The organism is Asticcacaulis endophyticus (genome assembly GCF_014652575.1).
Lineage (GTDB): Bacteria > Pseudomonadota > Alphaproteobacteria > Caulobacterales > Caulobacteraceae > Asticcacaulis > Asticcacaulis endophyticus.
Map to the genome: position 1 here is coordinate 511,680 of NZ_BMZB01000001.1, position 26,592 is coordinate 538,271.

The window sequence follows — 26,592 nt, forward strand, 5'->3', positions numbered from 1 at the left end:
TAGCGCATGGACGTATCCGCCATAGCCTTAGCCGTTGCCGGGGGATCACTCGCTCTGGCTTTGTCGACGACCTTTTTGTCGTGGCGGCAGCGCGGCACTCTGGGGGTGCAGCGGGATGCGCTCAAAGCCGACCTTGGCCTGAAACAGACCATGCTGTCGGAACTGGATGCCGCGACTTCGGCCTTCGATGAAGCGTTTTTGGCGGTCGAAGATGACATGGTGCGGCTGGTGTGGGGTGATGAAACCCTGAAAGCCTGCGCCGAGGCCCTCGGTGTGTCCTATGCTGATGGCGACATCACCGACTGCGCGCCGCAGGTCTTAGAGGCCTTAAGCCAAAGTTCCCCGCAGGCCGAAGCTGATCTGAAATCCTTGATCGAGACAGGCAAGCCCTGCCGGTTTGAAATATTTGCCGAAAAGGCCGTGGGCGTTGCGGGCAAGACCCTGATCGTCGAAGGCCGCCCGTCGGGTGCCACCGCCTGGATCAGGCTGGCCATAGCCGGGGCGCAGACCTCACTGTCGTCAGGGCCGTTCGCCCAGATGGCCGAGCATTTGCCCGCCCCGTGCTGGATCGTCTCCAAAGACGGGCGTCTTGTGTGGGCCAATAACGCCTGGTTGAAGGCCGTTGAAGCGGAAAGCCTTGCCGACGCCCGCGAACGCGACCTTAGCCTTGATCGCTCGGCGGATGCACTGGTGCAGGAAGCCGTGGCCACGGCCAGTCACCGCGAAGGCTTCCGCTGGCTGACCCTTGATGGCCAGAGACGGGCGTTTTCTGTGACGGTCGAGCCGCTGTCCGAGGGCTATTTCGCCGCCTATGCGCTGGATGTAACCGAGGCCGAAGAAAGCCGTGATGCGCTGAAACGCCACGCCAAGGCCCACGACGAAACGCTTGATCGCCTCGAAGACGCGGTCGCCATTTTTGGACCTGAAAAGCGCCTGACCTTCCATAACCGAGCGTTCGAGACCCTGTGGGATCTTGACCCGGCGTGGTTGGCGGAACGGCCGACCCACGGTGAATTGCTGGATCGTCTACGTCAGAAACGCCGCCTACCCGAAATGGGCGACTATGCCAAGTGGAAGGCGCAGGAGCTTGAGTTTTATGGCCTCAAGGATATCGCCCCCGATGAGATGTGGAGCCTGCCGGGAGGACGCTCACTCAAGGTCGTGCGCCAGCCCCATCCGCTGGGGGGGCTGCTGACCCTCTATGTCGATAAAACCGACGAACTGAAACTCAAATCCCAGTTCAACTCTCTGATTCAGGTGCAGCGCGCCACCCTTGATCAGCTTCTGGACGCCGTCAGTGTGTTCGGATCGGATGGACGGTTGCGGTTGCGCAATGCCGCCTTTGATGCCTTCTGGAACCTGTCGGCCGAAGATATGGTCACCATGATGGATTTTTCTGTCATGGCCGAACTGTGCCTGCCGCTGGTTCATGACAAAGGCTTCTGGGCCGAACTTAAGGCGCGGGTCACCGATACCGATCCGATTGCCCGCGCCCCGCAGATGGGTGAGGTCCGTGTTTCGGACGGTCGGCTGGCGCGCTGGCGCACCCAGCCCCTGCCGGATGGCGCGACGCTGGTGGCCTTTGCCGACATCACTGCTACCCGCAACCTGGAGCAGGCCATCGAAGACCGCGACATGGCGCTCAATGAATCGGTGCGGCTGAAACGCGAATTTGTGGCCAATGTGTCCTATGAACTGCGCACGCCGATGACCACCATCGTTGGCTATTCCGAACTGATGACCTCGCAGTCGGCGGGCCTGAATGAGAAACAACTGAACTATCTGACCGCCATCCAGAGCGCCGGACGTGAACTGGCGCGCTCCATAGATGACGTGCTCGATATGGCGCAGATGGATGCCGGGGAAATGCAGATTTCCCTGTCGGACGTGACGTTTGGCACCATCCTGCACGATCTGTCTTTGCGGCTGGACGGTGTGCTGGCCACGCGCAATCTGCGCTTTGAGCATATGGGTCTGAGCGATGATACCGTGATCCGCGTCGATCCACGCCGGCTGGGTCAGATGCTGGATCACCTGATTGATAATGCCCAGCGCAATGCGGCGGCGGATACGGCGATTGTGCTGAAAACTGACCGCGACGGCGACACCCTGCGTCTTGAGGTCAGCCACAAAGGCCGTGGGATTCCCTACGATAAACAAGCCCACATCTTCGACCGCTATGTCGGCAGAGAACGCGGCGGGCCGGGGCTTGGGCTGGCGCTAGTCAAGGCGCTGACCGAACTGCACGGCGGATGGATCACCTTAGAGTCTGAGCCGTCCGAAGGGGCAACCTTCTCAATCCACCTGCCCCATCAGAATGATATCGAACTGCCAGAGCCCAAAATCGCTCCGCAGGATGAGACACCCATAGATGTCGATTCCAGTGATGATAACACCGTCTGGGTGGCGTGAAAAAGGCGCGGGCTTTAACACCCGCGCCCTAGTTTTTAAGCCTCTTCAATCGGCTTTCCGAACGGTTCACGTCCGTACCAGTTAATGTTGCGCGTCAGGATCATGACAATCGCAATGACCAGGAAGGCCGACACGGCACCGACCAGCAGGGCATAATCTTCCATCCGCATCAGAATATAGATCAGGCCGTAGAGCAGGCTGAACGCCCCAAGTGCGCCGATAAATCGCCACAGGCTTGAGAAAATCAGACCGGCATAGCCTGAAATCAGCAATACTGTCGCCCCGGCCGCCACCGCAAACGCAGCATCAAACCCGATCCGCTCCGCCAGCGACAGCAGAAGCAGGTAAAAGGTAATCTGCGCCAGTCCTACCAGAATATATTGCGCTGGATGCAGTTCCCGCTTTGAGGTGGTTTCAAACAGGAAGTAGGTCAGAAACACCAGACCGATAAACAGCAGCGCATATTTCAGCGACCGGCCCACCGACTGATAGGGATTGGTCGGCTCAACGAAGGTCACCGACAGTTCCGAACGGCCAAGGTTAGACAACTGGCTGATGTCGACGGCGGCGGGCATACCCCGCGCCACAAACGGCACCGACCAGCTCGCCGCAAAGCCTTTTTTGGTCACCTGTTCACCTTGCGAGGGTGCGACCGCCGGATTGCGCGGCAGGCTGCGGGTCACCGGCAGGAAGCCACCCCCAAAGGACGGGAAGTTCCAGTCGCCAGTAATTTTGGCTTCGGTGGTCTTGGCAAAGGCCAGAAAGGCGATTTTTTCCGCACCCGTAAAGGTCATATTGAGCGCAACATCGACCGGCTGATCCGGCGTTAGACCAGACACCGGCGTTGAAAACAGATCCATCAATCCGCCGCCTTCGTCGCCGGTGCCCGCCATGCCTTGCTGGCCATAGCCGGAGGGCGCCAGTGTCAAAGCCGCGCCATTGACCCTGGCTAAGATATCGGTGCGCGCACCGCGACTATCCGAAGCACCTGACAGGACTTGCGCATCCGCCCAGTTCAGTGTGGCCGTGGGCATGGCGGTCTGAACCTTAGTCAAATCAAAATGGGCTTTGAAGGCAATATCAGACGTATAGACCGGCACGCGGAACATCGAGCGGGCACGGACTTCGCTTTTGGTCGCGGCTGAGGCCTGACCCGTGGTCGGGAACACGATCAACGTGCCGGATTCGGGCGCGCCAACGGTTCGGTTGCCCTTGGCATCAATGGCGACCTTTCCGGGGTTCGTATAGGGTACGGCGATCACCGGCCCCATGAACACCTGACGGCCGCCCATAAGGCCGCCAATTTCGCGGGCTACGGTATCGGCCCGGTTGGTGCGCTCCATCAACAGGCCGAACACCAGAAAGGCCGGAATGGACATAAGCACGGCCAGTACGCACACAATAATCAGTTTGCCGCCACGGGTGCGCATGGCCTGGGGTTTTGTTCTGGGTAACGGGGGCGGCGATGAGGTTGGGGTGACGAGGGGTTCCGTCATGGATATCGTTCCTGAACCGGACATCGGGCACGAATTTGCCGTCCGGACGGGCAGAAATTAGATCATTTTTGAACGTCGTTCAATATAAATATGAACACAGTTCAAATTAAGCTGCCTGATGGTACAGAGCCCGCATCAGATCAGACTGGGTGATGATCCCCACCAATCGCCGGGTGGCATCCAGTACCGGCACATACCGCAGATCATTTTCGGAAAATAGCGGCGATAGCTCAACCACATGATCGGCCTCAAACGCGGTCTTGATGCCGGTCTGCATGATTTGGCCCACCACTTCGGGTTTGTCGGAATAGGGACTGTCGGTGCGTTTCACCAGCGCCTTAAGCCTACCCCCGATATCCTCGAAACGATCGGCCCCGGAATGGCGCATGAAGTCGGCCAAGGTGACCATACCCAGCACCCGCCGCTGCGGATCGAGCACCGGCAGGGCCTTGATGTCGTGTTTTTTCATCAGGGCCCAGGCTTCGTTCAGTTCAGTGCCAAACACTACCGACACCGGATTTTCGGTCATGATGTCCCGGCACAGCATATCGCCCATCTGACGGCGATAGGCCTGAAGCTCAGTCAGTTGCAGAATGGCGCGCAGGTCATCGCGGCTGATGTCGATGACTTCGTTAAAACGCGCCATAACGGCGTCGATATCGCTGTCTCTGAACCGGCTCAGGCCCGTGGTCTGAGCGGCGGGCGCTATGGCAATATGCGGATAGGAATGGCGCGTCAGGTTATTATAGGCAATGCCCACCAGCACCAGCAGGGTTGAATTGGTAAGCGCCGGAAACAGCGCCCACGACCAGTCAGCCTGAGTTAACACCGCCAATAGTGCAGCCGCCCCACCCGGCGGATGCAGACAGCGGGCATAGAACATGACTCCGATCGCCAGCGCCACGCCGGCCGCGGCGGCCAGTACCGGATCGGGGATGAGGTGAACGCACACAATGCCACAGAGGGCCGATAACGTATTGCCGCCAATGACCGGCCACGGCTGAGCCAGAGGCGAGGACGGCACGGCAAACACCAGCACAGCCGAGGCTCCGATGGGGGCCATCAGCCAGACGGCAGCATGGCTGTGCAAACCCCACATGTAGCACAAGAGCGCCGTCAAACCGATGCCGATAAAAGCCCCGATGACGTTACGCAGACGTGTAGAATGATTGACAGCTAAAGGCTTCGGCAAAAACGCCTGAAACCACTGGGCAGTAAAGACAGCCATGTAATCCCCGTATTTTATTTTACGGAAACACTAGCTTGGTTTTTGATTTGTCGCGATACTTTTGCCAAAAACCGGTGCCCACTTTTTGGCGTATCGCTCTTAGTGCTGCGACTCCGGTAACTCGACGGTGAGACCATCCAGAGCATCGGTAATACGGATCTGGCAGCTAAGGCGCGAGGTCGGACGAACATCCTGCGCGAAATCGAGCATGCTCTCTTCCATCACTGACGGATTCCCAACCTTTTCGAACCATTCCTCGGCGACATAGACATGGCAGGTCGCGCACGCACAGGCCCCGCCGCAGTCAGCGTCAATGCCCGGCACGTTGTTCTTGATCGCGCCTTCCATGACGGTATTGCCGACCTTGGCGTCGATCTCGTGGCGCTCGCCGTTTTGTTCAATGTAGATAATTTTGGGCATACTCGTAAAAAAGTCCTTCGCTGCGCTCAGTGTACTTTTTCACGGAGCCATAACGTCAAATCCGGCTCGGGGCGGCCCTTCGCCGGATTTGGCATTGAACTATATTACACGAAAAATGTATTGGCCTCTTAGGCCAAACTTTTTCGTGAGCTTTACTTCGCTGGCATCATCTTCTTGATCTCAGCAATCGCCTTGGCAGGATTAAGACCCTTGGGGCAAACCTGAGCGCAGTTCATGATGGTGTGGCAGCGGTAAAGCTTGAACGGGTCTTCGAGCGATTCCAGACGTTGCTTGGTCTTATCGTCACGCGAATCGGCGATCCAGCGATAGGCCTGCAAAAGCGCCGCAGGGCCCAGATACTTGTCCTGATTCCACCAGTAGGATGGGCACGAAGTCGAACAGCACGCGCACAGAATGCACTCATAAAGGCCATCCAGTTTATCGCGCGAGGCCGGCGTTTGCAGGCGCTCTTTTTCAGGATCAGGCGTCGTCGATTGCAGATAGGGCTCGACCGAAGCGTACTGCGCATAGAATCCCGACAAGTCCGGCACCAGATCCTTGACCACCGGCATGTGCGGCAGAGGGGCGATGGTTATCTCACCGGAAAACTCATCATGGCCCTTGGTGCAGGCCAGTGTGTTGCGGCCGCCGATGTTCATGGCGCACGATCCGCAGATGCCTTCCCGGCAGGAGCGACGGAACGACAGGGTCGAGTCGACGTTGTTCTTGATGTAAATGAGGCTGTCGAGCAGCATCGGCCCGTGGGCCTTGGAATCGACTTCGTACTTATCCCAGCGCGGGTTCTCACCGGTTTCCGGATCGAAACGATAGATCTTATAGACGCGGACATTCTTGGCACCGGACGGAGCCTTATAGCGCTTACCGGTCTTGATCTGCGAACGCTTGGGGAGGGTTAATTCAACCATAGTCTTGCAATCCCCTTAATAAACCCGCGCCTTGGGCGCGATATAAGCGATGTCATTGGTCATGGTGTAGGTATGGACCGGACGGTAATCGATATTGACTTTACCTGACGACAGATCGAGCCACGCCAGGGTGTGCTTCATCCATTCGTCGTCATTGCGGTTCGGGAAGTCTTCACGGGCGTGGGCGCCGCGCGATTCCTGACGGTTCAGGGCCGAACCCACCGTCACCACCGCCTGACCGATCAGGTTGTCGTATTCGAGCGCTTCGATCAGGTCGGTGTTCCAGATCAGGCCGCGATCCTTGATGCCGATATCGCTGGAGGCCGAATAGATTTCGGCCATCCGGTTGACACCCTGTTGCAGGGTTACGCCGGTACGGAACACGGCGGCATCTTCCTGCATAGCTCGCTGCATCTTAAGGCGCAGATCAGCGACCGGGGTCGAGCCTGACGCGGTACGGAATTTCTCAAGACGAGCCAGATGGGCATCGACAGCCGACTTACCGATATCTTTGTGAGCCACGCCGGGCTTTACGACTTCCTTGGCGCGCAGGCCGCAGGCCCGGCCGAACACCACAAGGTCGATCAGCGAGTTGGAACCCAGACGGTTGGCCCCATGCACCGACACGCAAGCCGCTTCGCCCACGGCCATCAGGCCCGGCACCACCGAGTCAGGGTCGCCGTTCACCTTATTCAGCACTTCGCCATGATAGTTGGTCGGAATACCGCCCATATTATAGTGGACGGTCGGGATGACCGGAATCGGTTCCTTGGTGACATCAACGCCAGCAAAAATCTTGGCCGACTCTGAAATGCCCGGCAAACGCTTATGCAGCAGGTCAGGCGGCAGGTGATCCAGATGCAGGAAGATGTGATCCTTGTTGGGGCCAACGCCGCGGCCTTCGCGGATTTCCATGGTCATCGAGCGCGACACGACATCGCGTGAGGCCAGATCCTTGGCCGACGGCGCGTAGCGTTCCATGAAGCGCTCACCGGCCGAGTTGGTCAGGTAACCGCCTTCGCCACGCGCGCCTTCGGTAATCAGACAGCCGGAGCCATAGATGCCGGTCGGGTGGAACTGCACGAACTCAAGATCCTGCAGCGGCAGACCCGCGCGCAGCACCATCGCATTGCCATCACCGGTGCAGGTATGAGCCGAGGTGGCCGAGAAATAGGCGCGGCCATAACCGCCGGTCGCCAGTATCACCAGATGGGCGCGGAAGACATGGATCGTGCCGTCATCAAGCTTAAGGCAGGTCACACCGCGGCACACACCGTCATCCATGATCAGATCAAGCGCAAAATATTCGATGAAGAACTCAACATCTTCGCGCAGGGACTGACCATAGAGGGTATGCAGCATGGCGTGGCCGGTACGGTCAGCGGCCGCGCAGGTGCGCTGCACCGGGCCTTCGCCGAAGTTCTTGGTCATGCCGCCGAACGGACGCTGATAGATCTTGCCGTCTTCGGTGCGTGAGAACGGCACGCCCCAGTGTTCCAGTTCGTAAACCGCCTTGGGCGCGTTACGCACAAGGTATTCAATGGCGTCCTGATCGCCCAGCCAGTCCGACCCCTTAACGGTGTCGTACATGTGCCATTCCCACTTGTCTTCACCCATATTGCCAAGCGAAGCGGCGACACCGCCCTGGGCGGCAACCGTGTGCGAGCGGGTCGGGAACACCTTGGTGATACAGGCGGTCTTAAGGCCCGCCTGACCGGCACCCAAAGCGGCCCGAAGACCCGCACCACCGGCACCCACGACCACCACGTCATATTCGTGTTCAATGATCTTGTACGTCATGGATTAGACCTTAAAAGCGAGAAACAGGCCGCCCAATGCTGCGATCAGCAAAAGCAGGCAAAAGATAAAACTGACCAGCTTGATCAGACGGGAATTAGGGAAGTAATCGAGCACGTTGGCGTTAAGACCCATATAGGTGTGCCAAACGGTGATCACAAAGGTGAGCGCCATCAGGCCCGCATTCAAAGGCACTCTCAGGAATGCCAGCGCGGCGTCATAGCCCTGCCCCATCAGGCCGTACGCGCTCCATAGCGACCAGCCGGTCAGCACGATCAGGGCGATCGATGTCCAGCGCTCCGCCAGCCATTCCGCAGCCCCATGCTTTTCTGATTTCTTCCAGTCCTTTGAAGACCGTTCACGCAGATATGAATCGACCATTACAGCACCACCTTGCCCGTCGCTAACAGAACCGCCCAGAACCCGACCGTGAGCGCAATCCCCAGTATCAACCCCCACCACGATAAGGCATTGGCTGACTTAAGCTCAAAGCCCAGCCCCATGTCCCAGATCAGGTGCCTGATGCCACCGGTCAGGTGAATGAACCCCGCCAGCGACAACCCGAACCAGATGAACAGACCAAACGGCGATGCGGCAAACGACAAAAAGACCGTGTAGGCTTGCGGGAAGCAGCCCGACGCCGTCAGGCCAATCGCCACCAGCCACGCGGCCACCAGCACCGCCCCCACCACCAGCGCCAGCCCGGTTGCCCGGTGCAGGATCGAGGTCAACATGGTGATGTGGAAGCGCCAGACTTGCAAGTGAGGGGAAAGCGGCCGGTAAACGGCTTTAGGAGCATTGGGCGGCTGCGTCATGGTATGGCCTTAGAGTCGCAGGAAAATCTATCCGAAATGTATGACAATTCGGCGTGGAACTTTTGGCGGTGTTTTAGACCTTGCAAGTCATCTGTCAATGATACGCTTAAGCCTGCAAAGCGGTTTTTTGCCGGATTTCTATATTTATTGACGAAATGTGCGATCAAGGCCCTTGGATTGACAAATTTATCGGTCTTTAATCATCTTTTAGATGAATGGGCTTTAACCAATTCTAAAAGCCGTGGCCAAACGCCGCAGATTCAAGCAATTGATTTTGATAATTATTATCAAGTTTAGTTGCCGAAGCTCGACCGCCCTCGCCGCCCCTGATTTGCGGCGTCATCTGTTAACTTTCAGTGATGAGTAAACACCGTGTTGCAGGCTATTTTCTATCTGTCTCTGGCGCTTTCGGCCTCGCCATCCGCTGACCTGGCCACTGAGGTTTTGACGCGCGCAGATGCATCTGCGTCCGCCGCGCAAAAACTGCAAACTTCGTCCAAAAAGGCCGAAGCCCAGAAGGCGGCAAAGAAGAAAGCCGAGACCAAGAAAACCTCATCCAAAAAATCGAGCGCCAAAAAAGCAGCACCAAAGACCGAGGCCACGAAAGCAAAGCCGGTTGAAACCGCAAAGACCCCGTGGGTCATGCCGGATAAGAAAGCGATCGCCGCTCAGCGGGCCAAGCCGCAGATGACGCAGGTAGTTAAGGCGGCTACACCAGCACCGTTAATTACGCCCCCTGCCGTACAGGCCGCAACACCTCAGACTCCGCCAGTTACTCAGTCGGGCACTCAGTCGGGCACTCAGTCGGTGACTCCGGCGTCACAGCCTGCACAATCGATTGCCGCCTTCGTCGCCCCGGCACCTTTTACGCCACCCGTGTCCCCGCCCGCTGAGGCCATCGAAACCCAGACCTCGCCACTTAATCCTCTGGCCGATATATTACCGCCCGAAGTGATCGCCGAGGCCGCCAAGGCTGAAGCTACCCCTCCGCAACCGGCACCCACCCCTGTGCCCGTCACAGTCACCGCATCGGTCGTGCCGCCCGCCGCCCCGATCATTAAACCTGAGCCCGTGATCCCCCCAGCCACAACGGTCGCTTCGACGCCGGTGCTGACCGCCAAAACACCCGATGCCGTCACCCCGCCTGCAACCCTCAGCGCTCCGGTGGCCTCCAATATCGCCCCGGTCATGGCTCAGCCCAAGGCCGTCCTGCCCCCGGCGGGCCTGCCAACCACCGCCGCCAAGGCCGTCAAGGTCGAGGCCTATAACCGCGACTACGAAGGCCCGAAATCAGGCCGCGAACTGCAATATGATGCGGGCATTGCCCGCGCCTTTGGCTCCAAGGTCGGGCAGATGGGCAGTCTCGAAGGGTCATGGCTGGTATCCGGACAAGACGGGCAACGGCTATTGTCGCTTGAACTGCGCGGCAAAACCGGCGGGCAGGTTGATGGCGCCTGGCGGGCCTTGTCGGGCGGGTTTGGGCTTAACCGCTCAGGGCTTGTGTCCGACGCTTCCTTAAGCGAAAGCAATGAACTGTCGCTCAGTTATATGGAAAGAGGGGCGCGCATGCCTTCGCACCTTAAGTTACAAAAAAGCGAAGACGGACGCTGGCGCGGCACCCTGACCGATGGCAGTGGTCACGCGACCCCGGTCATTATGATGCCGGATCAGGCATCATAAGGCTTTGCGTAAAGCCGCAATCAAATCGGCTGTGTTCGCGTAAGCTTCGCTCTGACCAAAGCCCCATACCGGCCCCGGCCAGGCGGGGTCTGAGCTGTTGCGGCCAATGACGTGGATATGCAGCTGCGCGACGATATTGCCGAGGTTGGCGATATTCAGTTTTTCAATCTCAAACCCCAAGTGACCCGCGGCAGCGCGCAGCAGTTTTTCAGCCTTCCTGATGTCGCTCATCATATCCAGAATTTGCGGATCGGACAGTTCGGTCAGTTCCCTGAAATCTGCAATCGTCGGCACCAGCACCAGCCACGGAAAGCGCCCGTCGTTTTGCAGGCGCATCTGACAGAGATTGAGATGCGCGATGAACGCAGATGACGCTTCGATGCGCGCATCCAGAATAAATCCATCATCAAGCCGGTATTCACAATCAAGGCAGGGCGTAATGATGGTTTCGGGGGCGGTCATTGGCATGGCTCCTTTTATGCCCGTCTGTGCCAGATTTGTCGTCCTTTTGCATCACTATAAAGCCGACCGCGTATCAAAGACTTGCGAAAGGGTCTTAAGAGGATTAAGGCATCGCGATAATCCAATGACGCACTGCAAAGAGGAGTTCCCATGGCGCGCGCTAAGATTGCTTTGATTGGTTCGGGTATGATCGGTGGGACGCTGGCCCACATCGCGGCCCGCGAAGAACTGGGTGATGTTGTCCTGTTCGACATTACCGAAGGCGTGCCGCAGGGCAAGGCGCTCGATATTGCTGAAGCGACCGCCGTGTTTGGTTCGGATGTCGCCCTCAAAGGCGCCAATGACTATGCCGACATTGCTGATGCTGACGTCTGTATCGTCACCGCCGGTGTGCCGCGCAAGCCCGGTATGAGCCGCGATGATCTGCTGGGTATCAACCTCAAGGTCATGAAGGCTGTCGGTGAAGGCATCAAGAAATATGCCCCGAATGCCTTCGTGATCTGCATCACCAACCCGCTGGACGCCATGGTATGGGCGCTGCAAAAGTTTTCGGGTCTGCCGGTCGAAAAGGTCGTCGGCATGGCTGGCGTTCTGGATTCGGCACGCTTTGCTTACTTCCTGGCTGAAAAGACCGGCATTTCGGTCGAAGACATCCACGCCTGGACCCTGGGTGGTCACGGCGATGACATGGTGCCGATGGTGCGCCATTCTACCGTTGGCGGTCTGCCTCTGCCGGAACTGGTCGCTCAGGGTTTCCTGACCCAGGACGAACTGGACGCGATCGTAAAGCGTACTCGTGGCGGTGGCGGCGAAATCGTCGCCCTGCTCAAGACCGGCTCGGCGTTCTATGCCCCGGCGGAATCCGGTATTGCCATGGCCAAGTCCTACCTGTCCGATAAAAAGCGCGTCCTGCCGGTCGCAGCTTTCCTGAACGGCGAATACGGCCTGTCGGGTCTTTATGTCGGCGTGCCTGCGGTTATCGGTAAGGACGGCGTTGAAAAGGTCATCGAATTCTCGACCAACGAGGACGAGAAAGCCATGTTCAAGAAGTCGGTCGAAAGCGTTCAGGGCCTGATTGCCGCCTGTAAGGAAATCGATCCGTCGCTTGCCTAAATAAGATCACTCAAAAGTTTTGCGTTACACGCAAATACATTTTGAGTGGGCATATTGATTTGCTTTAAGAGGCCAAAACCGAAAGGTTTTGGCCTCTGCTGTTTTGGAAACCCTAATGACCCTGCCCCTGACTTCACCGCTTGGCCCGACGATTGAGACTGAGCGCCTGATCCTGCGCCCGCCCGTGGTTGAGGACTTCGAAGCTTTTTGCGCCTTTCATGCCGACGCAGACGCTATGAAATTTATCGGCGGAGCCGTGTCACCGGCCCTGGTCTGGCGCATCATGCGCGTCCTTGCAGGCGCATGGGCGCTTGATGGGTTTCACATGTTCAGCGTGATTGAAAAATCATCCGGCCAATGGATCGGTCGGATCGGGCCGCTCTATCCGCACGGCTGGCCCGACCGCGAAGTCGGCTGGGGCATACTGTCGTCAGCGCAGGGCAAGGGGTACGCCAAAGAGGCGGCGACCGCCTGCATCGACTATGTGTTCGATGTGCTGGGCTGGGATCACGTTGTCCACACGATTGCGCCTGAAAACCACGCCTCTGCCAATCTGGCCAAGGCGCTGGGCTCCTATGATCATGGGCCGGGAAAACTGCCCGACCCTTACGCTAATGAGCCCGTCAATATCTGGGGCCAGACGCGCGACGAATGGAAGCAACGGAAAAGCCAATAGCTTTCCTTATTGACGGAGTTTGATCACCGGCGCACCAATGCGCGTCAAAGTAAAAGACCAAAACAGGAGCGCCCCATGATCGACACCCCCGTCATTGTCCAAACTCAGCGTCAGCCGACCGCGGTTATTCACCTGACCATACCGCGCGATCAGATTCAGGTGGTTATGGGCCCTGCCATTCAGGAAGTCATGGGCGTTGTTGGTGCCGAGGGGATTATCCCGCAGGACGCCCTGTTTGCCTATCACCTCACCATGTCGCCGGATGTATTCGATTTCGAAGTTGGTGTGCCGGTGGCGGAACTGATCGCCCCGAATGGCCGGGTTATCCCGTCGCACCTTCCCGCCGCCAAGGTCGTGCGCACGGTTTACCACGGCCCCTATGAAGGTCTGGCTGAGGCGTGGGGGAAGCTCGATCAATGGCTGGCCGATAATGGCTATGAACCTGTTGGCGACTTGTGGGAAGTTTATCAGGCCGGACCGGAAACCGGTGACGACAGCTCTAAATGGCGCACAGAATTTAACCGTCCGGTAAAATAAAATCGCATAACCCCGATTTCTGAATTGACTCGTCTGGTCACACGGTTTATTTAACTGTTTAGTTAATCACGAGTGCCGCTTAATGTCCCTGAATACCCCACCTCCCGATCGTCTGTCCTTGACCCTCAACGCGCTGGCCGACCCGACCCGTCGGGCCATTCTGGCGCGATTGTCGCTGGGGGAAACTACGGTCAATGAACTGGCGGAACCGTTTGAGATGAGCCTGCCCGCGGTCTCCAAACACCTTAAGGTGCTGGAGCGTGCGGGCCTGATCAGCCGTACCCGCACGGCGCAGTGGCGGCCCTGCAAGCTGGAGCCGGAGCCGCTCAAGGAGGTCGATATGTGGCTCAGGGACTATCGCAAGATGTGGGAGCAGCGCCTCGACCGGCTGGAGGCTTATCTCAAGGAACTACAGGCCAAGGATACGCCGGTGCAATCGGCAAAACCGAAAGACGACAAAGACGGAGACATAAAATGAGCGCCGCCCTGAAAGAGACACTGATGTCAAGTTTCGAGGTCAGCTTTCCGTCCGAAATCGAAATCGTCATGACCCGCGCGCTCAACGCCCCCCGTGCGCTTGTGTATAGGCTGTGGTCAGAACCTGAGCATGTCCGCAACTGGTGGGGGCCTGCGGGGTTTGTAAATATAAATGTCGAGATGGATTTTCGCATCGGCGGCACGTTCCACATCGACATGCGCGCCCCGGACGGCGTGGTGTACCCGTGCGAAGGCACCTATCAGGACATCGTGCCGGATGAGCGCATTGTCTATGAAGGCGCGCCCCATATCGAGCATCCGTGCGGTGCTGGATTGCCGCCCAAAGCCACGGTCTTCATTACCTTCAAGGATGAACCTCAGCGCGATGGCACCGTCGGTACCAAGCTGGTGCTCCATAGCCGCATGATCAGCGCGCAGCAGCGCGAGGACGCCATTGCCGGTGGCTTTGCGGGGGGCTGGGCGGACAGCTTTGAACGGCTGGCGGTTGAACTCACCCAGTTGCCGCGCTTTGAAATCGTCACCACTCACCGGCTTAAGGCCACGCCCGCCGAACTGTTCGCGCTGTTTGCCGACCCGGCACACCTTAAGGAATGGTGGGGGCCGGAGGGCTTTACCAGCACCATCCCTGCGTTCGAGTTCGTTGAGGGGGGTGCGTTTCGCATTATCATGCACGGGCCGGATGGCCGCGATCATGATAACCACAAACGCTTTGTCGAAATCGTAGCGAATGAACGCATCGTCTTCGACCATTATCAACCGTCGCACCAATTCCGCATGACCATCGAATATCAGCCGCATGGCGATCATACTGACATGATCTGGCGCATGGATTTTGCACCTTCTGAACATGAAGCCATGCTCAAGGCCTTCATCCCACAGGCCAACGACCAAAACTGTGAACGGCTTGCGGTCTATCATGCTCAATTAAAACAACAGGGGGACATCTGATGCTGAAAACCATCGCCATAATTGTGGGGCTGGCCATTGTGGCCGTGCTCGTCATCGCCGCGTTCCGGCCAAACAGTTTTCGCATTGAACGGCGCATCACTATCAAGGCCCCGCCCGAAGTGATCTACGGCCACATCAATGATTTCCATAAATGGCGCGCCTGGTCGCCGTGGGAAAACCTCGATCCCGATCTGGAGCGCACCTATATGGGCTCACCGTCAGGCCTTGGGGCCGTCTATGTCTGGGAAGGCAAAAAGGCCGGGGCCGGACGGATGGAAATTACCGAACATACACCGTCCTCAAAACTGGTCATCAAGCTCGATTTCGTAAAGCCGATGACCACGACCAACACCACCGAAATTACTCTGACTCCAAATGGCGATGAGACGGTGGTGAGCTGGGCCATGTATGGGCCATCGCCCTATATATCGAAGTTGTTTGGCCTGATCTTCAACATGGACAAGGTGGTGGGCAAGGACTTTGAAAAAGGCCTGCAATCCCTCAAAACCCTAAGCGAACAGTAATCCCGAACCCTCTCAAACAGGAGCGATCATTATGCGTATCGAAGTCCACCTGAGTTTCAACGGCAATTGCGCCGAAGCGTTCGCGTTCTATAAATCCATTCTGGGCGGGGAGCTGTTCCTGTTCAAATACGAAGATGCGCCTGCCGATTCTGGCGGCACTGACCCTTCCTTCGGAGGTCGCATCATGCACGCCACGCTCAATGTGGGAGAGACGTCTTTCATGGGAGCGGATGCCCCGCCGCAGTGGGCCAGCACACCGCAAGGGTTCTGCGCCTCAATCGGGGTCAATACGGTTGAGGAAGCCAAACGCATCTGGGAAGGATTATCTGCCGATGCCAAGGCCATACATATGCCGCTGGCGCCGACCTTCTGGTCGCCAATGTTTGGCATGCTGATCGACAAATATGATCAGCCGTGGATGATCAACGCGGCGGCGCCTGAAGGCTATATGCCGGGTTAAACCCGCCCATACTTTGCAAACATTTTCGCTGGCCTGACCGCCGGATGGATGTTTGCGCCCTCAATTTGCCCGCATTTGGGCACTGAAATCTTACACATATCGCTCTAAGGACGCTCACCATGACCGCTGCAACTGATGACCGCGAACTGGTTCTGACCCGCACCCTTGATGCCCCGCGCCATCTGGTCTGGCGCTGCTGGACCGAGCCAGAATTGCTGGCGAAGTGGTACTGCCCCAAGCCTTGGTATATTGATCAGGTCGTGTGGGATCTGAAACCCGGCGGCCGGTCGGCCTGTGTCATGCACGGCCCCGATGGTGAAGCTATGCCCCAGGACGGCGTGTTCCTTGAAGTCATCCATCAGCAAAAGATCGTCTCGACTGACGCCTTTACGGTCGGCTGGGTGCCTTCGACCGATCCGTTTATGACCGCGGTTGTGACCTTTGAGGACGCACCGGGCGGCAAGACGCTTTATGTCGCCCGCGCCCGCCACTGGTCACCGGAAAAGAAACAACAACACGAACAGATGGGCTTTCACGAAGGCTGGGGCGCTGCCGCCGACCAACTCGAAGCGCTCGCTAAAACACTCTGAAGTAAGGAAACGCTGATAATGAAATATAGTCCCATGCTGTTTGGATTTTTGGCCTTGATCGCCTGTTCGCCCAAGCCCGGTGATGCCCCGCCCCCGCAGCCGGCGACCCTGCCGTCGGATATCGAGCAGGTCGCCTCGACCGAAGCCCCGGCGGGCGATTACACACTCGACAAATCCCACGCCAGTTTGACGTTCAAGGTCAACCATACCGGCTTTTCCAACTATACGGCCCAGTTCAAAAGCTTTGATGCTAACCTGAAACTCGACCCGGAAAAACCGGAGACCGCCTCAGTCAATGCCACCGTCGATGTCAAATCGCTGGATATCCCCACCCCGCCCGAAGGGTTCCTGAACACCCTGCTTGGGCCGGTTTGGTTTGATACGGCCAAGTTTCCCCAGATCAGTTTTCGCTCGACCAAGATCGACATGACCGGGCCCGATACGGCCAAAATCGACGGCGACCTGACCCTGAAAGGGGTTACCAAGCCAATTACTCTGGAGGCCAAATTCAACGGCGGCTATGCAGGCTTTGCCCCTTATGATCCAGCGGCGCGCATCGGGTTTTCGGCCAAGGGCAAGATCAAGCGCTCGGACTTTGGCATGACCTACGGCATCCCTGAACCCGGCACGACCATGGGTGTTGGTGATGAGGTCGAGATCATGCTTGAGGCCGAATTTACCGGCCCGCCGCTCGAAGCCGCGGCATCGTCAGCCACCGCGACACCGGCGAACTAGACCATGACCCGTTCAGCCCATCACCACCTGATCACCATAGAGCGTGATCTGGCCTTTAGCCCTGACGTAGTCTTTAAAGCCTGGGCCGATCCTGCCGCCAAGGCGAAGTGGTTCAGCGGGCCACCGGATTGGGAGGCCGAGCCGCACCACCTCGATTTTCGCGTCGGTGGCAAGGAAAGGTCGGCGGGCGGCCCCAAGGACGGGCCGCCCCACCGCATGGAAGCCGTCTACCACGACATAGTGCCGGAGGAGCGGATCATTTCCAGCTTTTCGATGTATCTCGATACGACCCTGATCACCGTGTCGCTGGCAACCATCGAGTTCAAACCCTCAGCCAAGGGCACAAAGCTGATCCTCAATGAGCAGATCGTGTTCCTTGATGGCTCCGATCATCTGGATGACCGCATCCACGGCACCAACGCCATGATCGATATGATGGAAGCCTACCTTACAGGAACACATTAGTTCGCGCTTTTAGTTCCGAAAACCGCTATACACTTTTCGGAAAGCGCTCTGACTTAAAGCCAGCCGTCAGATTTAAGCGCTTTCTGAAAACTGCGGCTGATGGGCGCGCTCACCTCCCCTTTCAGGCGGAAGGTGACGCGCCCGTTGTCTTTTATGACATCGTCTATGGCGTCCTTGGCCACCCACCATGACCTGTGGGTCTGGGAGCCTTCGATGCCGTCCAACTCGCGGATGGCATCATAAAGCCGCATCAGGATCAGGGTCTGGCCCACACTGGTGTGCACCCGCAGATAATGATCCTCCGCCGACAAGGCGTAGATCTCAGCGTGTCGGAACTTAAACGGCAGGCGCTGGCGGAAAACACCCGCATCCGACGCCACCTCATCTGAAACCGCATGGGCATGGCTCTGCATCGGGGTCCGGTTGGCCAAGCAATATAGCGTCGTCATGGCCACGCAGATGGGGGCGACCGGCCCGACCAAATATAACAGATACTTGGGGTGAAGCGGGATGCTGCCGAGGGCGGCGTTGGCGATCCAGACCATGACCGTGATAGGCACAATAATCAGCGCCAGATGGATCAGAATACGCAGCAGATTAGAGCCGCGTCCGGGCATGATGCGATCCATCACAAAACTGACCCCGTGGGCAATGAACGTCCCGCCGACCATCAGGCTCGCCCAGTACAGAAACCGCGCGGGCAAGCCGAAGACCTCCGTGCCTGACGCGGCAATCGCCGTCAGAAACAAAGCCATACCAATCGCGATACCATAGGTCTTGGCCCACGGCATCAGCGCGTCGGTTATTCGCGAAGCGCGAACGGCAGTTACCGGCATTTCACGTATTTCGCTGGCGGTTTCGCGCATCGGGGCAGGCATCCTGAAAAACTATCTGACAGATTTACAGCCATTGGATCACCCCCGTCAAAGGAGAACCGCCTGTGGTTCGCAAACTTCTGCTGCAATTCATTCTGCCAACACTATTGACCGTCGGCATCATTTATCTGGCCTTGCAATCCATGGATGCCAATGTGCGCGCCCGCATGGTGTCTGCGGCTGAAAACTTCGTCCCCCATGCCCCGAACTGGGCGCTGATTATGCTTCAGCCCGCAGCCATTCAGATCCATATTGCCGCCGCCGCCTCTGCTTTTGTGATCGGGCTAATTCAGTTTTTAGGCCCGAAAGGCAAAATGCCGCACCGCATACTGGGCTGGATCTGGGTCGGGCTTATGCTGATCACCGCCATATCAAGCTTTTTTATTCGGGAAATCAATCAGGGCAGCTTTAGCCTGATCCATCTGCTGTCCGGCTGGACCGCCGTATCGTCCCCCATGATCATTTATGCAGCCCGCAAGGGAAATATCAAACAGCACAGAAATGCCGCCATCAGCCTGTTTATGGGCGGACTGATTATCGCCGGGGCGCTGACCTTTATGCCAGGACGCCTGATGTGGCGGGTCTTTTTTGGATAAATATCAGCGATGTTAGCGCTAAAATAATATATGATATACTTTAGTGCGCAAGCGTCATGACAGCGCTTACCGTTCAGCTTAAGGCTTAATTTATATGATATAGAGCCCGTAAATTTGGCTTTGCGATTGCAAAATAGGTGCATTTGAGCGGTTGCACACAAGTGTTTGGGACTTTATAAGGCAGCTTGGTCGCGGGACGGACAATGAGGTTCGCCCTCAAGTACCGTTCGCCAGGGGCTTACGCCCCAAAGATATTTCCAAGCTTTCGCAAAGCACAGACGGGTTCCATGAACATTCACGAACATCAAGCCAAGGCCGTACTGAAAGAGTTCGGCGTTGCCGTTCCGCGCGGCTATCCCGCGTTTTCCCCCAAGGAGGCCCTTGAGGCCGCCAAGAACCTGAAAGACGACTCCACCAAGGTGTGGGTGGTCAAGTCGCAGATCCACGCAGGTGGTCGCGGCAAGGGCAAGTTTGAAGGCTTAGGCGCCGATGCCAAGGGCGGCGTGCGCGTCGTCAAGTCTCCGGCTGAAGTCGAAGCCAATGCCGATGAAATGCTGGGCCGCGTCCTCGTGACCCACCAGACCGGCCCTGCGGGCAAGCAAGTCAACCGCCTCTACATCGAAGAAGGCGCGGACATCAAAAAAGAGCTTTATCTGTCGCTGCTGGTTGATCGCGTATCATCGCGCGTCTCGGTCGTCGCCTCGACCGAAGGCGGCATGGACATCGAAGAAGTGGCCCATTCGACGCCTGAGAAGATTCTGAGCTTCACTATCGATCCGGCTACGGGCGTGTTCCCGCATCACGGCCGCACCCTGTCGGCCGCGCTTGGCCTCAAGGGCGACCTGTCCAAGCAAGCTTATAAGCTGCTCCAGCAACTGTACGCGGCGTTCAACGCCAAGGACATGGACATGCTGGAAATCAACCCGCTGATCATCACCGGCGACGACCAGCTTCTGGTTCTGGACGCCAAGGTGTCGTTCGATTCCAACTCCCTGTTCCGTCATCCCGACATTCAGGCCCTACGCGACCTGACCGAAGAAGACCCCAAGGAAATCGAAGCCTCAAAGTTCGACCTCAGCTACATCGCTCTTGACGGCGAAATCGGCTGCATGGTCAACGGTGCCGGTCTGGCCATGGCCACGCTCGACATCATCAAGCTGTACGGTTCTGAGCCTGCCAACTTCCTCGACGTCGGCGGCGGTGCCACGACTGAAAAGGTGACGGCCGCCTTCAAGATCATCACCTCCGACCCCAAGGTCAAAGGTATTCTGGTCAACATCTTTGGTGGCATCATGAAGTGCGACATCATCGCGACCGGTGTGATCACCGCCGTGAAAGAAGTCGGCCTGAAGGTGCCTTTGGTTGTCCGCTTAGAGGGCACCAATGTCGAACTGGGCAAGAAAATCATCAATGAGTCGGGCCTTAATGTCATCGCCGCCGACGATCTGGCCGATGCGGCCGCGAAAATTGTCAAAGCTGTGAAGGGCTAAGGTTCAGACATGTCAATCCTGATCAACAAAGACACCAAGATCATCACCCAAGGGTTCACCGGCGCGCAAGGCACCTTCCACTCCGAGCAGGCTATCGCCTATTACGGCACCAAGGTCGTCGGCGGCGTTACGCCGGGTAAGGGCGGCACGACCCATATCGGTCTGCCGGTCTACGACTCGGTCGCCGAAGCCAAAGAGCGTACCGGTGCCACGGCCTCGGCCATCTACGTGCCGCCGCCCTTCGCGGCTGACGCCATCCTTGAGGCTATTGAGGCGGAAATCCCGCTGATCGTCTGCATCACCGAAGGTATTCCGGTGCTGGACATGGTCAAGGTCAAACGCGCCCTTTCGGGTTCCAAGTCGCGCCTGATCGGCCCGAACTGCCCCGGCGTCCTGACCCCGAACGAGTGCAAGATCGGCATCATGCCGGGCAACATCTTCTCCAAGGGCTCGGTCGGCGTGGTTTCGCGCTCCGGCACCCTGACCTATGAAGCTGTGTTCCAGACAACCAATGCTGGCCTCGGTCAAACGACCGCTGTCGGCATCGGTGGCGACCCGGTCAAGGGCACCGAGTTCATCGACATGCTGGAAATGTTCCTAGCGGATGATGAAACCAAGTCGATCATCATGATCGGTGAAATCGGCGGTTCTGCCGAAGAAGACGCCGCTCAGTTCCTGATCGACGAAGCCAAGCGCGGCCGTAAAAAGCCGATGGCCGGTTTCATCGCAGGCCGCACAGCCCCTCCGGGCCGTCGCATGGGCCATGCCGGTGCGATCATCTCCGGTGGCAAGGGCGGCGCGGAAGACAAGATCGCCGCTATGGAAGCGGCGGGCATCAAGGTGTCGCCGTCTCCGGCAGCCTTGGGCGAGACGCTCCTGTCGGTCCTTAAGGGTTAATCAATACCCCTAAACTACACGTTGAAGGCGGTTCCTTACGGAGCCGCCTTTTTTGTGGGCGAAAGCCATTTTCAGACACGAATTTACGGTCACAAACCGAAATGAAAAATTTTGTCTGACAATTAATTCACCCGTTTTTGACGGTTCTCAACCGTCAAAAAAAAGAGTATGCGTAACTTAAGCCTGCGAATAGTCGCAGTGCGTCCTATTGCCTAGTGATCAGGCAGGCGGTGTCGTAATTGGCCGCCTAAACCGAAACATGAAAGGGAAGCGGTGTCGTAATTGGCCGCTTCAGCAGGTAGCCTCATGGCGGATGATTCCGGCCGTTTAAATCAGGTGTTCGCAGAAACCTCGTTTCTGTATGGCGGCAATGCCGTTTTTATCGAACAAATTCAGGAAAAATGGGCCAAAGACCCCAGTTCCGTCTCCCCCGCCTGGCGGGCCTTCTTCGATCAGTTGATGGACCAGCCCTCGGTCGTCGCGGATAACGCTGACGCCGGGTCATGGGCGCGCGACATTCCCGCCGTCCGCGATGAGCTTACCTCGGCTATGGACGGGTTCTGGCCCGCCGTCGAAGCCAAGGCTGCCAAGATGCCGGAAAAGACCGCCGCGGTGGTCACCGGCTCAGCCGCACCGTCACCGGAGGCTCTGCGCGCCGCGTCGCGCGACTCCGTGCGCGCTCTGATGCTGATCCGCGCCTACCGTATTCGCGGCCACCTGCAGTCGAACCTTGATCCGCTTGGCATTTCGCCCAAGGGCACCAACCCTGAGCTGGAGCCCTCACACTGGGGTTTCACCGACGCTGACCTGAACCGTCCGATCTTTATCGACGGCGTTCTGGGCTTAGAGACCGCGACCTTAACCGAAATCATCACCATCCTTAAGCGCACCTATTGCTCGAATGTCGGCGTGCAGTACATGCACATCGCCGATCCGGCTGAAAAAGCCTGGATTCAGGAGCGCATTGAGGGCCGCGACAAGGAAATCACCTTCACCAAGGAAGGCAAGATCGCCATCCTGAAGAAGCTGATCGAAACCGAAGGCTTTGAGCGCTTCATCCACCGTCGTTTCCCCGGCACCAAGCGCTTCGGCCTTGACGGTGGCGAAGCCATGATCCCGGCGCTGGAGCAGATCATCAAGCGCGGCGGCGCGCTCGGCATGAAGGACATCATCCTCGGTATGGCCCACCGTGGCCGCCTGAACGTGCTGGCCGGCGTGATGGGCAAGCCCTATAAGGCCGTGTTCCACGAATTCCAGGGCGGCTCGTCCCTGCCGTCGGACATCGAAGGTTCCGGCGACGTGAAGTACCACATGGGCGCGTCATCTGACCGTGCCTTTGACGGTAACAATGTCCACCTGTCGCTAACCGCCAACCCGTCGCACCTTGAAATCGTCAACCCGGTCGTTCTGGGTAAGGCGCGCGCCAAGCAGTACTACCAGATCAAGGAAAAGAACGACGGCACGCTTGATCGTTCGGGCACCCTGCCGCTGCTGATCCACGGCGACGCCGCCTTTGCCGGTCAGGGTGTCGGCATGGAATGTTTCGCGCTGATGGGCCTTAAGGGCTATAAGACCGGCGGCACTATCCACTTCATCATCAATAACCAGATCGGCTTTACGACCTCGCCGCACAATTCACGCTCAAGCCCCTATCCTTCGGACGTGGCCTTGATGGTCGCGGCGCCTATCCTGCACGTCAACGGTGACGATCCCGAAGCTGTGGTGTTTGCCGCGAAACTGGCGACCGAGTTCCGTCAGACCTTCGCCAAAGACGTGGTCATCGACATGTTCTGCTATCGCCGCTTCGGTCACAACGAAGGCGATGATCCGACCTTCACCCAGCCGCTGATGTACGCCAAGATTAAGGACCACCCGTCAACGCGCGAACTGTATTCGCAGCGTCTGATCGCTGAGGGCACCGTCTCTCAGGCTGAGGTTGATGGCTTCATCAAGGACTTCGACACCTTCCTCGATTCCGAATTTGAAGCGGGTAAGGTCTATAAGGCGTCTAAGGCCGACTGGCTGGACGGCAAGTGGTCAGGCCTTGGCCTGCCCGAAGAAGATGAGCGTCGCGGCACCACCTCCGTGCCCCGCGCCAAACTTAATGAAATCGGCCGCAAGATCACTGAAATCCCTAACCACGTCGATATGCACAAGACGCTGAAGCGCGTTATTGATGCCCGTCGTGCAGCGGTGGATTCCGGTGAGAATATCGACTGGGCTTTGGCGGAGCATCTGGCCTATGGCTCGCTGCTCGACGAAGGTTTCCCCGTGCGCCTGTCCGGTCAGGATTCGGTACGCGGCACCTTCTCTCAACGTCACTCAGCTTTCGTTGATCAGACCACGGAAGAACGATACTTCCCGCTCAACAATCTGCGCGAAGGTCAGGCTCAGTACGAAGTGATCGACTCGGCCCTGTCCGAAGAAGCCGTGCTTGGTTTTGAGTACGGTTACAGCCTCGCCGATCCGAACACATTGACCCTGTGGGAAGGCCAGTTCGGCGACTTTGTGAATGGCGCGCAAGTGGTGATTGACCAGTTCATCTCATCGGGTGAGCGCAAGTGGCTGCGGATGTCGGGCCTTGTGATGCTGCTGCCGCATGGCTACGAAGGTCAGGGCCCGGAACATTCGTCCGCTCGCCTTGAACGCTTCCTGCAAGCCTGCGCCGAAGACAATATGCAGGTTGCCAACTGCACGACGCCGGCCAACTACTTCCACATCCTGCGCCGTCAGATCCACCGTCCGTTCCGCAAACCCCTGATTATCATGACGCCGAAATCGCTTCTGCGTCACAAGAAGGCGGTTTCAACTTTTGCGGATATCTCTGAGGGGTCTAGCTTCCACCGCGTCCTGCACGACGACGCCCAGACACGCCCGGAAGTGGCTGGTGTCAAGCTGGTCGCTGACGACAAGATCCGCCGCGTCGTTCTGTGTTCGGGCAAGGTCTATTACGATTTGCTCGAAGACCGCGAAAAGAAGGGTATCAAGGACGTTTATCTGATGCGTCTTGAGCAGTTCTATCCGTGGCCGATGAAGTCGCTGCTGACGGAGCTTGGTCGCTTCAAGAACGCCGAACTGGTCTGGTGTCAGGAAGAACCGAAAAACATGGGCGGCTGGACGTTTGTCGAGCCGTGGCTGGAACTGACGCTGGATAAGCTGAAGGTCAAGGCCAAGCGCGCCCGTTATGTCGGCCGTCCGGCCTCGGCCTCGACCGCCGCCGGTGTCATGAGCCGCCACCTCAAAGAGCTTGAAACCTTTCTCAATGAGGCGTTCGCGTAAGCGCGAGCGCCTTTCCCCACACGCATTTTTCAAAATTCAAAATCGGAGCCTGAAACCTCATGGCTGATATCTTAACCCCCGTTCTGGGCGAATCTGTTGCCGAAGCCACCATCGCCCGCTGGACCAAAAAGCCCGGCGATGCTGTCAAAAAGGACGAAGTCCTGGTCGAGTTGGAAACCGATAAGGTCTCCCTCGAAGTTGCCGCCCCCGCTGACGGTACTTTGTCGGAAATTCTGGTCGGCGAAGGCGACACCGTTGTCCCCGGCACTATCCTTGGCCGCATTGGTGCTGCCGGTGCCCCCGCCGCTCCGGCGCCAGCGGCAGCCCCAGCCCCAACTCCTGCTCCCGTCGCATCACCAGCACCGGCACCCGCCGCTTCGTCCCCCGCTTCGGGTAATCTGGTCGAGGTCAAAACCCCGGTCATGGGTGAATCCGTAGCCGAAGGCGCTATCGGCACCTGGCTAAAAAAAGCCGGTGACGCCGTCAAAAAGGACGAAGTTCTGGTTGAGATCGAAACCGATAAGGTCGCCGTCGAAGTCGCCTCACCGGCAGACGGCGTACTGGCTGAAATCGTGGCCGCTGATGGTGCCACCGTCACGCCGGGTCAGGTCATCGCTAAAATCGCCGCCGGTGCCTCTGCCGGTTCAACGGCTGCCGCACCGGCTCCGGCTCCGGCCCCAGTCGCGGCTGCGGCTGCCCCCGCCGCGTCTCAGCATCTGTCCCCGTCGGTGCAGCGCATCACGACCGAAAACAACCTCGACACCTCCGCCATTGCCGGCACCGGCAAAGACGGTCGCATCACCAAGGGCGACGCGCTCGCGGCCCTGTCATCGCCCGCTCCGACACCCGTCGCTTTGGCGCCAACGCCTTCGGCCCCGGCAGCTCCGCGTCCGGCCGCCGCCCGCGAAGAGCGCGTAAAGATGACGCGCCTGCGTCAGACGATCGCCCGCCGCCTGAAAGAGTCGCAATCGACCGCCGCTCAGTTGACCACCTTCAACGAAGTCGACATGTCGACCGTCATGAACCTGCGCAACACCTATAAGGATGCCTTTGAAAAGCGTCACGGTGTGAAACTCGGTTTCATGTCGTTCTTTGCCAAGGCCGTGGTTGCGGCCCTGAAAGACATTCCGGCGGTTAACGCTGAAATCGACGGCACCGACATCATCTATAAGAACCACTATGACCTCGGCGTTGCCGTCGGCACCGATAAAGGCCTTGTGGTGCCGGTTCTGCGCGATGTCGATCAGTTGTCTCTGGCCGGTATTGAAAAGGGTATCGCCGGTCTGGGTAAGCAAGCCCGTGACGGCACCCTGTCACTGGATCAGCTTCAGGGCGGGACGTTTACCATCACCAACGGCGGTATCTACGGCTCGCTGATGTCGACCCCGATCCTCAACATGCCGCAGGTCGGTATCTTAGGGATGCACAACATCGTCCAGCGCCCGATGGTCGTGAACGGTCAGATTGTTGCCCGTCCGATGATGTATCTGGCCCTGTCCTACGATCACCGCATCGTTGACGGCAAGGAAGCCGTGACCTTCCTGGTGCGCATCAAGGAAGGCCTCGAAGACCCGCAGCGCTTTATCCTCGACGTCTAGGATCAGTTTACATTGATCACAAAAGGCCGCTCCTTACGGAGCGGCCTTTTTCGTTTTAGGCGAAAGATTTTGAGT

26 protein-coding genes are annotated in these 26,592 nt (G+C 58.0%); 17 read left to right on the plus strand and 9 right to left on the minus strand.

The window, feature by feature from the left end; translation table 11 throughout:
- The first annotated feature begins 6 nt into the window (after positions 1–6).
- Entirely contained in the window at positions 7–2,412 is a 2,406-nt protein-coding gene (locus IE102_RS02390; RefSeq protein ID WP_189484772.1) for a PAS domain-containing sensor histidine kinase, read from the plus strand.
- 35 nt (positions 2,413–2,447) lie between these two features.
- Here IE102_RS02390 and creD read toward each other — a convergent pair whose 3' ends face one another.
- From creD to sdhC, 7 genes are all read right to left on the minus strand, one after another.
- A complete protein-coding gene (gene creD / locus IE102_RS02395) occupies positions 2,448–3,908 on the minus strand; it encodes a cell envelope integrity protein CreD (RefSeq protein WP_189484773.1) in 1,461 nt (486 codons plus the stop codon).
- 106 nt (positions 3,909–4,014) lie between these two features.
- The gene (locus IE102_RS02400; protein WP_189484774.1) at positions 4,015–5,136 is read right to left on the minus strand and encodes an HPP family protein; all 1,122 of its coding nucleotides are present in this window, start codon (positions 5,134–5,136) and stop codon (positions 4,015–4,017) included.
- A 99-nt stretch (positions 5,137–5,235) separates the two neighbouring features.
- Complete coding sequence (locus IE102_RS02405) at positions 5,236–5,556, minus strand: 2Fe-2S iron-sulfur cluster-binding protein (RefSeq protein WP_189484775.1); 321 nt, start codon at positions 5,554–5,556, stop codon at positions 5,236–5,238.
- 152 nt (positions 5,557–5,708) lie between these two features.
- Complete coding sequence (locus IE102_RS02410; protein WP_189484776.1) at positions 5,709–6,482, minus strand: succinate dehydrogenase iron-sulfur subunit; 774 nt, start codon at positions 6,480–6,482, stop codon at positions 5,709–5,711.
- A 15-nt stretch (positions 6,483–6,497) separates the two neighbouring features.
- On the minus strand, positions 6,498–8,282 hold the full coding sequence (sdhA, locus tag IE102_RS02415; protein ID WP_189484777.1) for a succinate dehydrogenase flavoprotein subunit: 1,785 nt from the start codon (positions 8,280–8,282) through the stop codon (positions 6,498–6,500).
- A 3-nt stretch (positions 8,283–8,285) separates the two neighbouring features.
- The gene (gene sdhD, locus IE102_RS02420) at positions 8,286–8,660 is read right to left on the minus strand and encodes a succinate dehydrogenase, hydrophobic membrane anchor protein (protein ID WP_189484778.1); all 375 of its coding nucleotides are present in this window, start codon (positions 8,658–8,660) and stop codon (positions 8,286–8,288) included.
- Entirely contained in the window at positions 8,660–9,094 is a 435-nt protein-coding gene (gene sdhC / locus IE102_RS02425; protein ID WP_189484779.1) for a succinate dehydrogenase, cytochrome b556 subunit, read from the minus strand. The genes sdhD and sdhC overlap by 1 nt, the downstream gene beginning before the upstream one ends.
- A gap of 372 nt (positions 9,095–9,466) precedes the next feature.
- Between sdhC and IE102_RS02430 the strand changes: the two genes are divergently transcribed.
- A complete protein-coding gene (locus IE102_RS02430; protein ID WP_189484780.1) occupies positions 9,467–10,774 on the plus strand; it encodes a hypothetical protein in 1,308 nt (435 codons plus the stop codon).
- Here the strand turns inward: IE102_RS02430 and IE102_RS02435 are convergent.
- Positions 10,769–11,236 (minus strand): HIT domain-containing protein, encoded by a 468-nt coding sequence (locus IE102_RS02435; RefSeq protein WP_189484781.1) that lies wholly within the window; start codon positions 11,234–11,236, stop codon positions 10,769–10,771. The genes IE102_RS02430 and IE102_RS02435 overlap by 6 nt on opposite strands.
- A 150-nt stretch (positions 11,237–11,386) precedes the next feature.
- On the opposite strand from IE102_RS02435, the gene mdh reads away from it, so the two are divergent.
- From mdh to IE102_RS02485, 10 genes are all read left to right on the plus strand, one after another.
- Positions 11,387–12,349: a malate dehydrogenase gene (gene mdh, locus IE102_RS02440; RefSeq protein ID WP_189484782.1), complete on the plus strand. Its 963-nt coding sequence runs from the start codon at positions 11,387–11,389 to the stop codon at positions 12,347–12,349.
- A 115-nt stretch (positions 12,350–12,464) separates the two neighbouring features.
- Positions 12,465–13,025 carry a GNAT family N-acetyltransferase gene (locus IE102_RS02445; RefSeq protein ID WP_189484783.1) on the plus strand — a complete coding sequence of 187 codons (561 nt, stop codon included), beginning with the start codon at positions 12,465–12,467 and terminating at the stop codon, positions 13,023–13,025.
- A 75-nt stretch (positions 13,026–13,100) separates the two neighbouring features.
- A complete protein-coding gene (locus IE102_RS02450; RefSeq protein ID WP_189484784.1) occupies positions 13,101–13,562 on the plus strand; it encodes a GyrI-like domain-containing protein in 462 nt (153 codons plus the stop codon).
- Positions 13,563–13,644: 82 nt separating this feature from the next.
- Positions 13,645–14,040 carry an ArsR/SmtB family transcription factor gene (locus tag IE102_RS02455; protein WP_189484785.1) on the plus strand — a complete coding sequence of 132 codons (396 nt, stop codon included), beginning with the start codon at positions 13,645–13,647 and terminating at the stop codon, positions 14,038–14,040.
- Positions 14,037–15,008: an SRPBCC family protein gene (locus IE102_RS02460; protein WP_189484786.1), complete on the plus strand. Its 972-nt coding sequence runs from the start codon at positions 14,037–14,039 to the stop codon at positions 15,006–15,008. The genes IE102_RS02455 and IE102_RS02460 overlap by 4 nt, the downstream gene beginning before the upstream one ends.
- Positions 15,008–15,532: an SRPBCC family protein gene (locus IE102_RS02465; RefSeq protein ID WP_189484787.1), complete on the plus strand. Its 525-nt coding sequence runs from the start codon at positions 15,008–15,010 to the stop codon at positions 15,530–15,532. Before IE102_RS02460 ends, IE102_RS02465 begins: the two co-directional genes overlap by 1 nt.
- Positions 15,533–15,563: 31 nt before the next feature.
- On the plus strand, positions 15,564–15,992 hold the full coding sequence (locus IE102_RS02470; protein WP_189484788.1) for a VOC family protein: 429 nt from the start codon (positions 15,564–15,566) through the stop codon (positions 15,990–15,992).
- A gap of 119 nt (positions 15,993–16,111) precedes the next feature.
- Positions 16,112–16,582, plus strand: coding sequence for an SRPBCC family protein (locus IE102_RS02475; RefSeq protein ID WP_189484789.1), 471 nt, complete (start codon positions 16,112–16,114; stop codon positions 16,580–16,582).
- A gap of 18 nt (positions 16,583–16,600) precedes the next feature.
- Complete coding sequence (locus IE102_RS02480; protein ID WP_189484790.1) at positions 16,601–17,317, plus strand: YceI family protein; 717 nt, start codon at positions 16,601–16,603, stop codon at positions 17,315–17,317.
- A gap of 3 nt (positions 17,318–17,320) precedes the next feature.
- Positions 17,321–17,782 (plus strand): SRPBCC family protein, encoded by a 462-nt coding sequence (locus IE102_RS02485; protein WP_189484791.1) that lies wholly within the window; start codon positions 17,321–17,323, stop codon positions 17,780–17,782.
- Between the two features lie 53 nt (positions 17,783–17,835).
- Here the strand turns inward: IE102_RS02485 and IE102_RS02490 are convergent, their stop codons facing one another.
- Complete coding sequence (locus tag IE102_RS02490; RefSeq protein WP_189484792.1) at positions 17,836–18,648, minus strand: LytTR family DNA-binding domain-containing protein; 813 nt, start codon at positions 18,646–18,648, stop codon at positions 17,836–17,838.
- 74 nt (positions 18,649–18,722) lie between these two features.
- On the opposite strand from IE102_RS02490, the gene IE102_RS02495 reads away from it, so the two are divergent.
- The 5 genes from IE102_RS02495 (at position 18,723) to odhB (ending at position 26,517) form a co-directional block, all read left to right on the plus strand.
- On the plus strand, positions 18,723–19,253 hold the full coding sequence (locus IE102_RS02495; protein ID WP_229807530.1) for a DUF2306 domain-containing protein: 531 nt from the start codon (positions 18,723–18,725) through the stop codon (positions 19,251–19,253).
- Positions 19,254–19,540: 287 nt separating this feature from the next.
- On the plus strand, positions 19,541–20,743 hold the full coding sequence (gene sucC / locus IE102_RS02500) for an ADP-forming succinate--CoA ligase subunit beta (RefSeq protein WP_189484793.1): 1,203 nt from the start codon (positions 19,541–19,543) through the stop codon (positions 20,741–20,743).
- Between the two features lie 9 nt (positions 20,744–20,752).
- On the plus strand, positions 20,753–21,640 hold the full coding sequence (gene sucD / locus IE102_RS02505) for a succinate--CoA ligase subunit alpha (protein WP_189484794.1): 888 nt from the start codon (positions 20,753–20,755) through the stop codon (positions 21,638–21,640).
- Positions 21,641–21,946: 306 nt separating this feature from the next.
- Positions 21,947–24,919 carry a 2-oxoglutarate dehydrogenase E1 component gene (locus IE102_RS02510; RefSeq protein WP_189484795.1) on the plus strand — a complete coding sequence of 991 codons (2,973 nt, stop codon included), beginning with the start codon at positions 21,947–21,949 and terminating at the stop codon, positions 24,917–24,919.
- A 59-nt stretch (positions 24,920–24,978) separates the two neighbouring features.
- Entirely contained in the window at positions 24,979–26,517 is a 1,539-nt protein-coding gene (odhB, locus tag IE102_RS02515) for a 2-oxoglutarate dehydrogenase complex dihydrolipoyllysine-residue succinyltransferase (RefSeq protein ID WP_189484796.1), read from the plus strand.
- Positions 26,518–26,592: the final 75 nt, after the last annotated feature.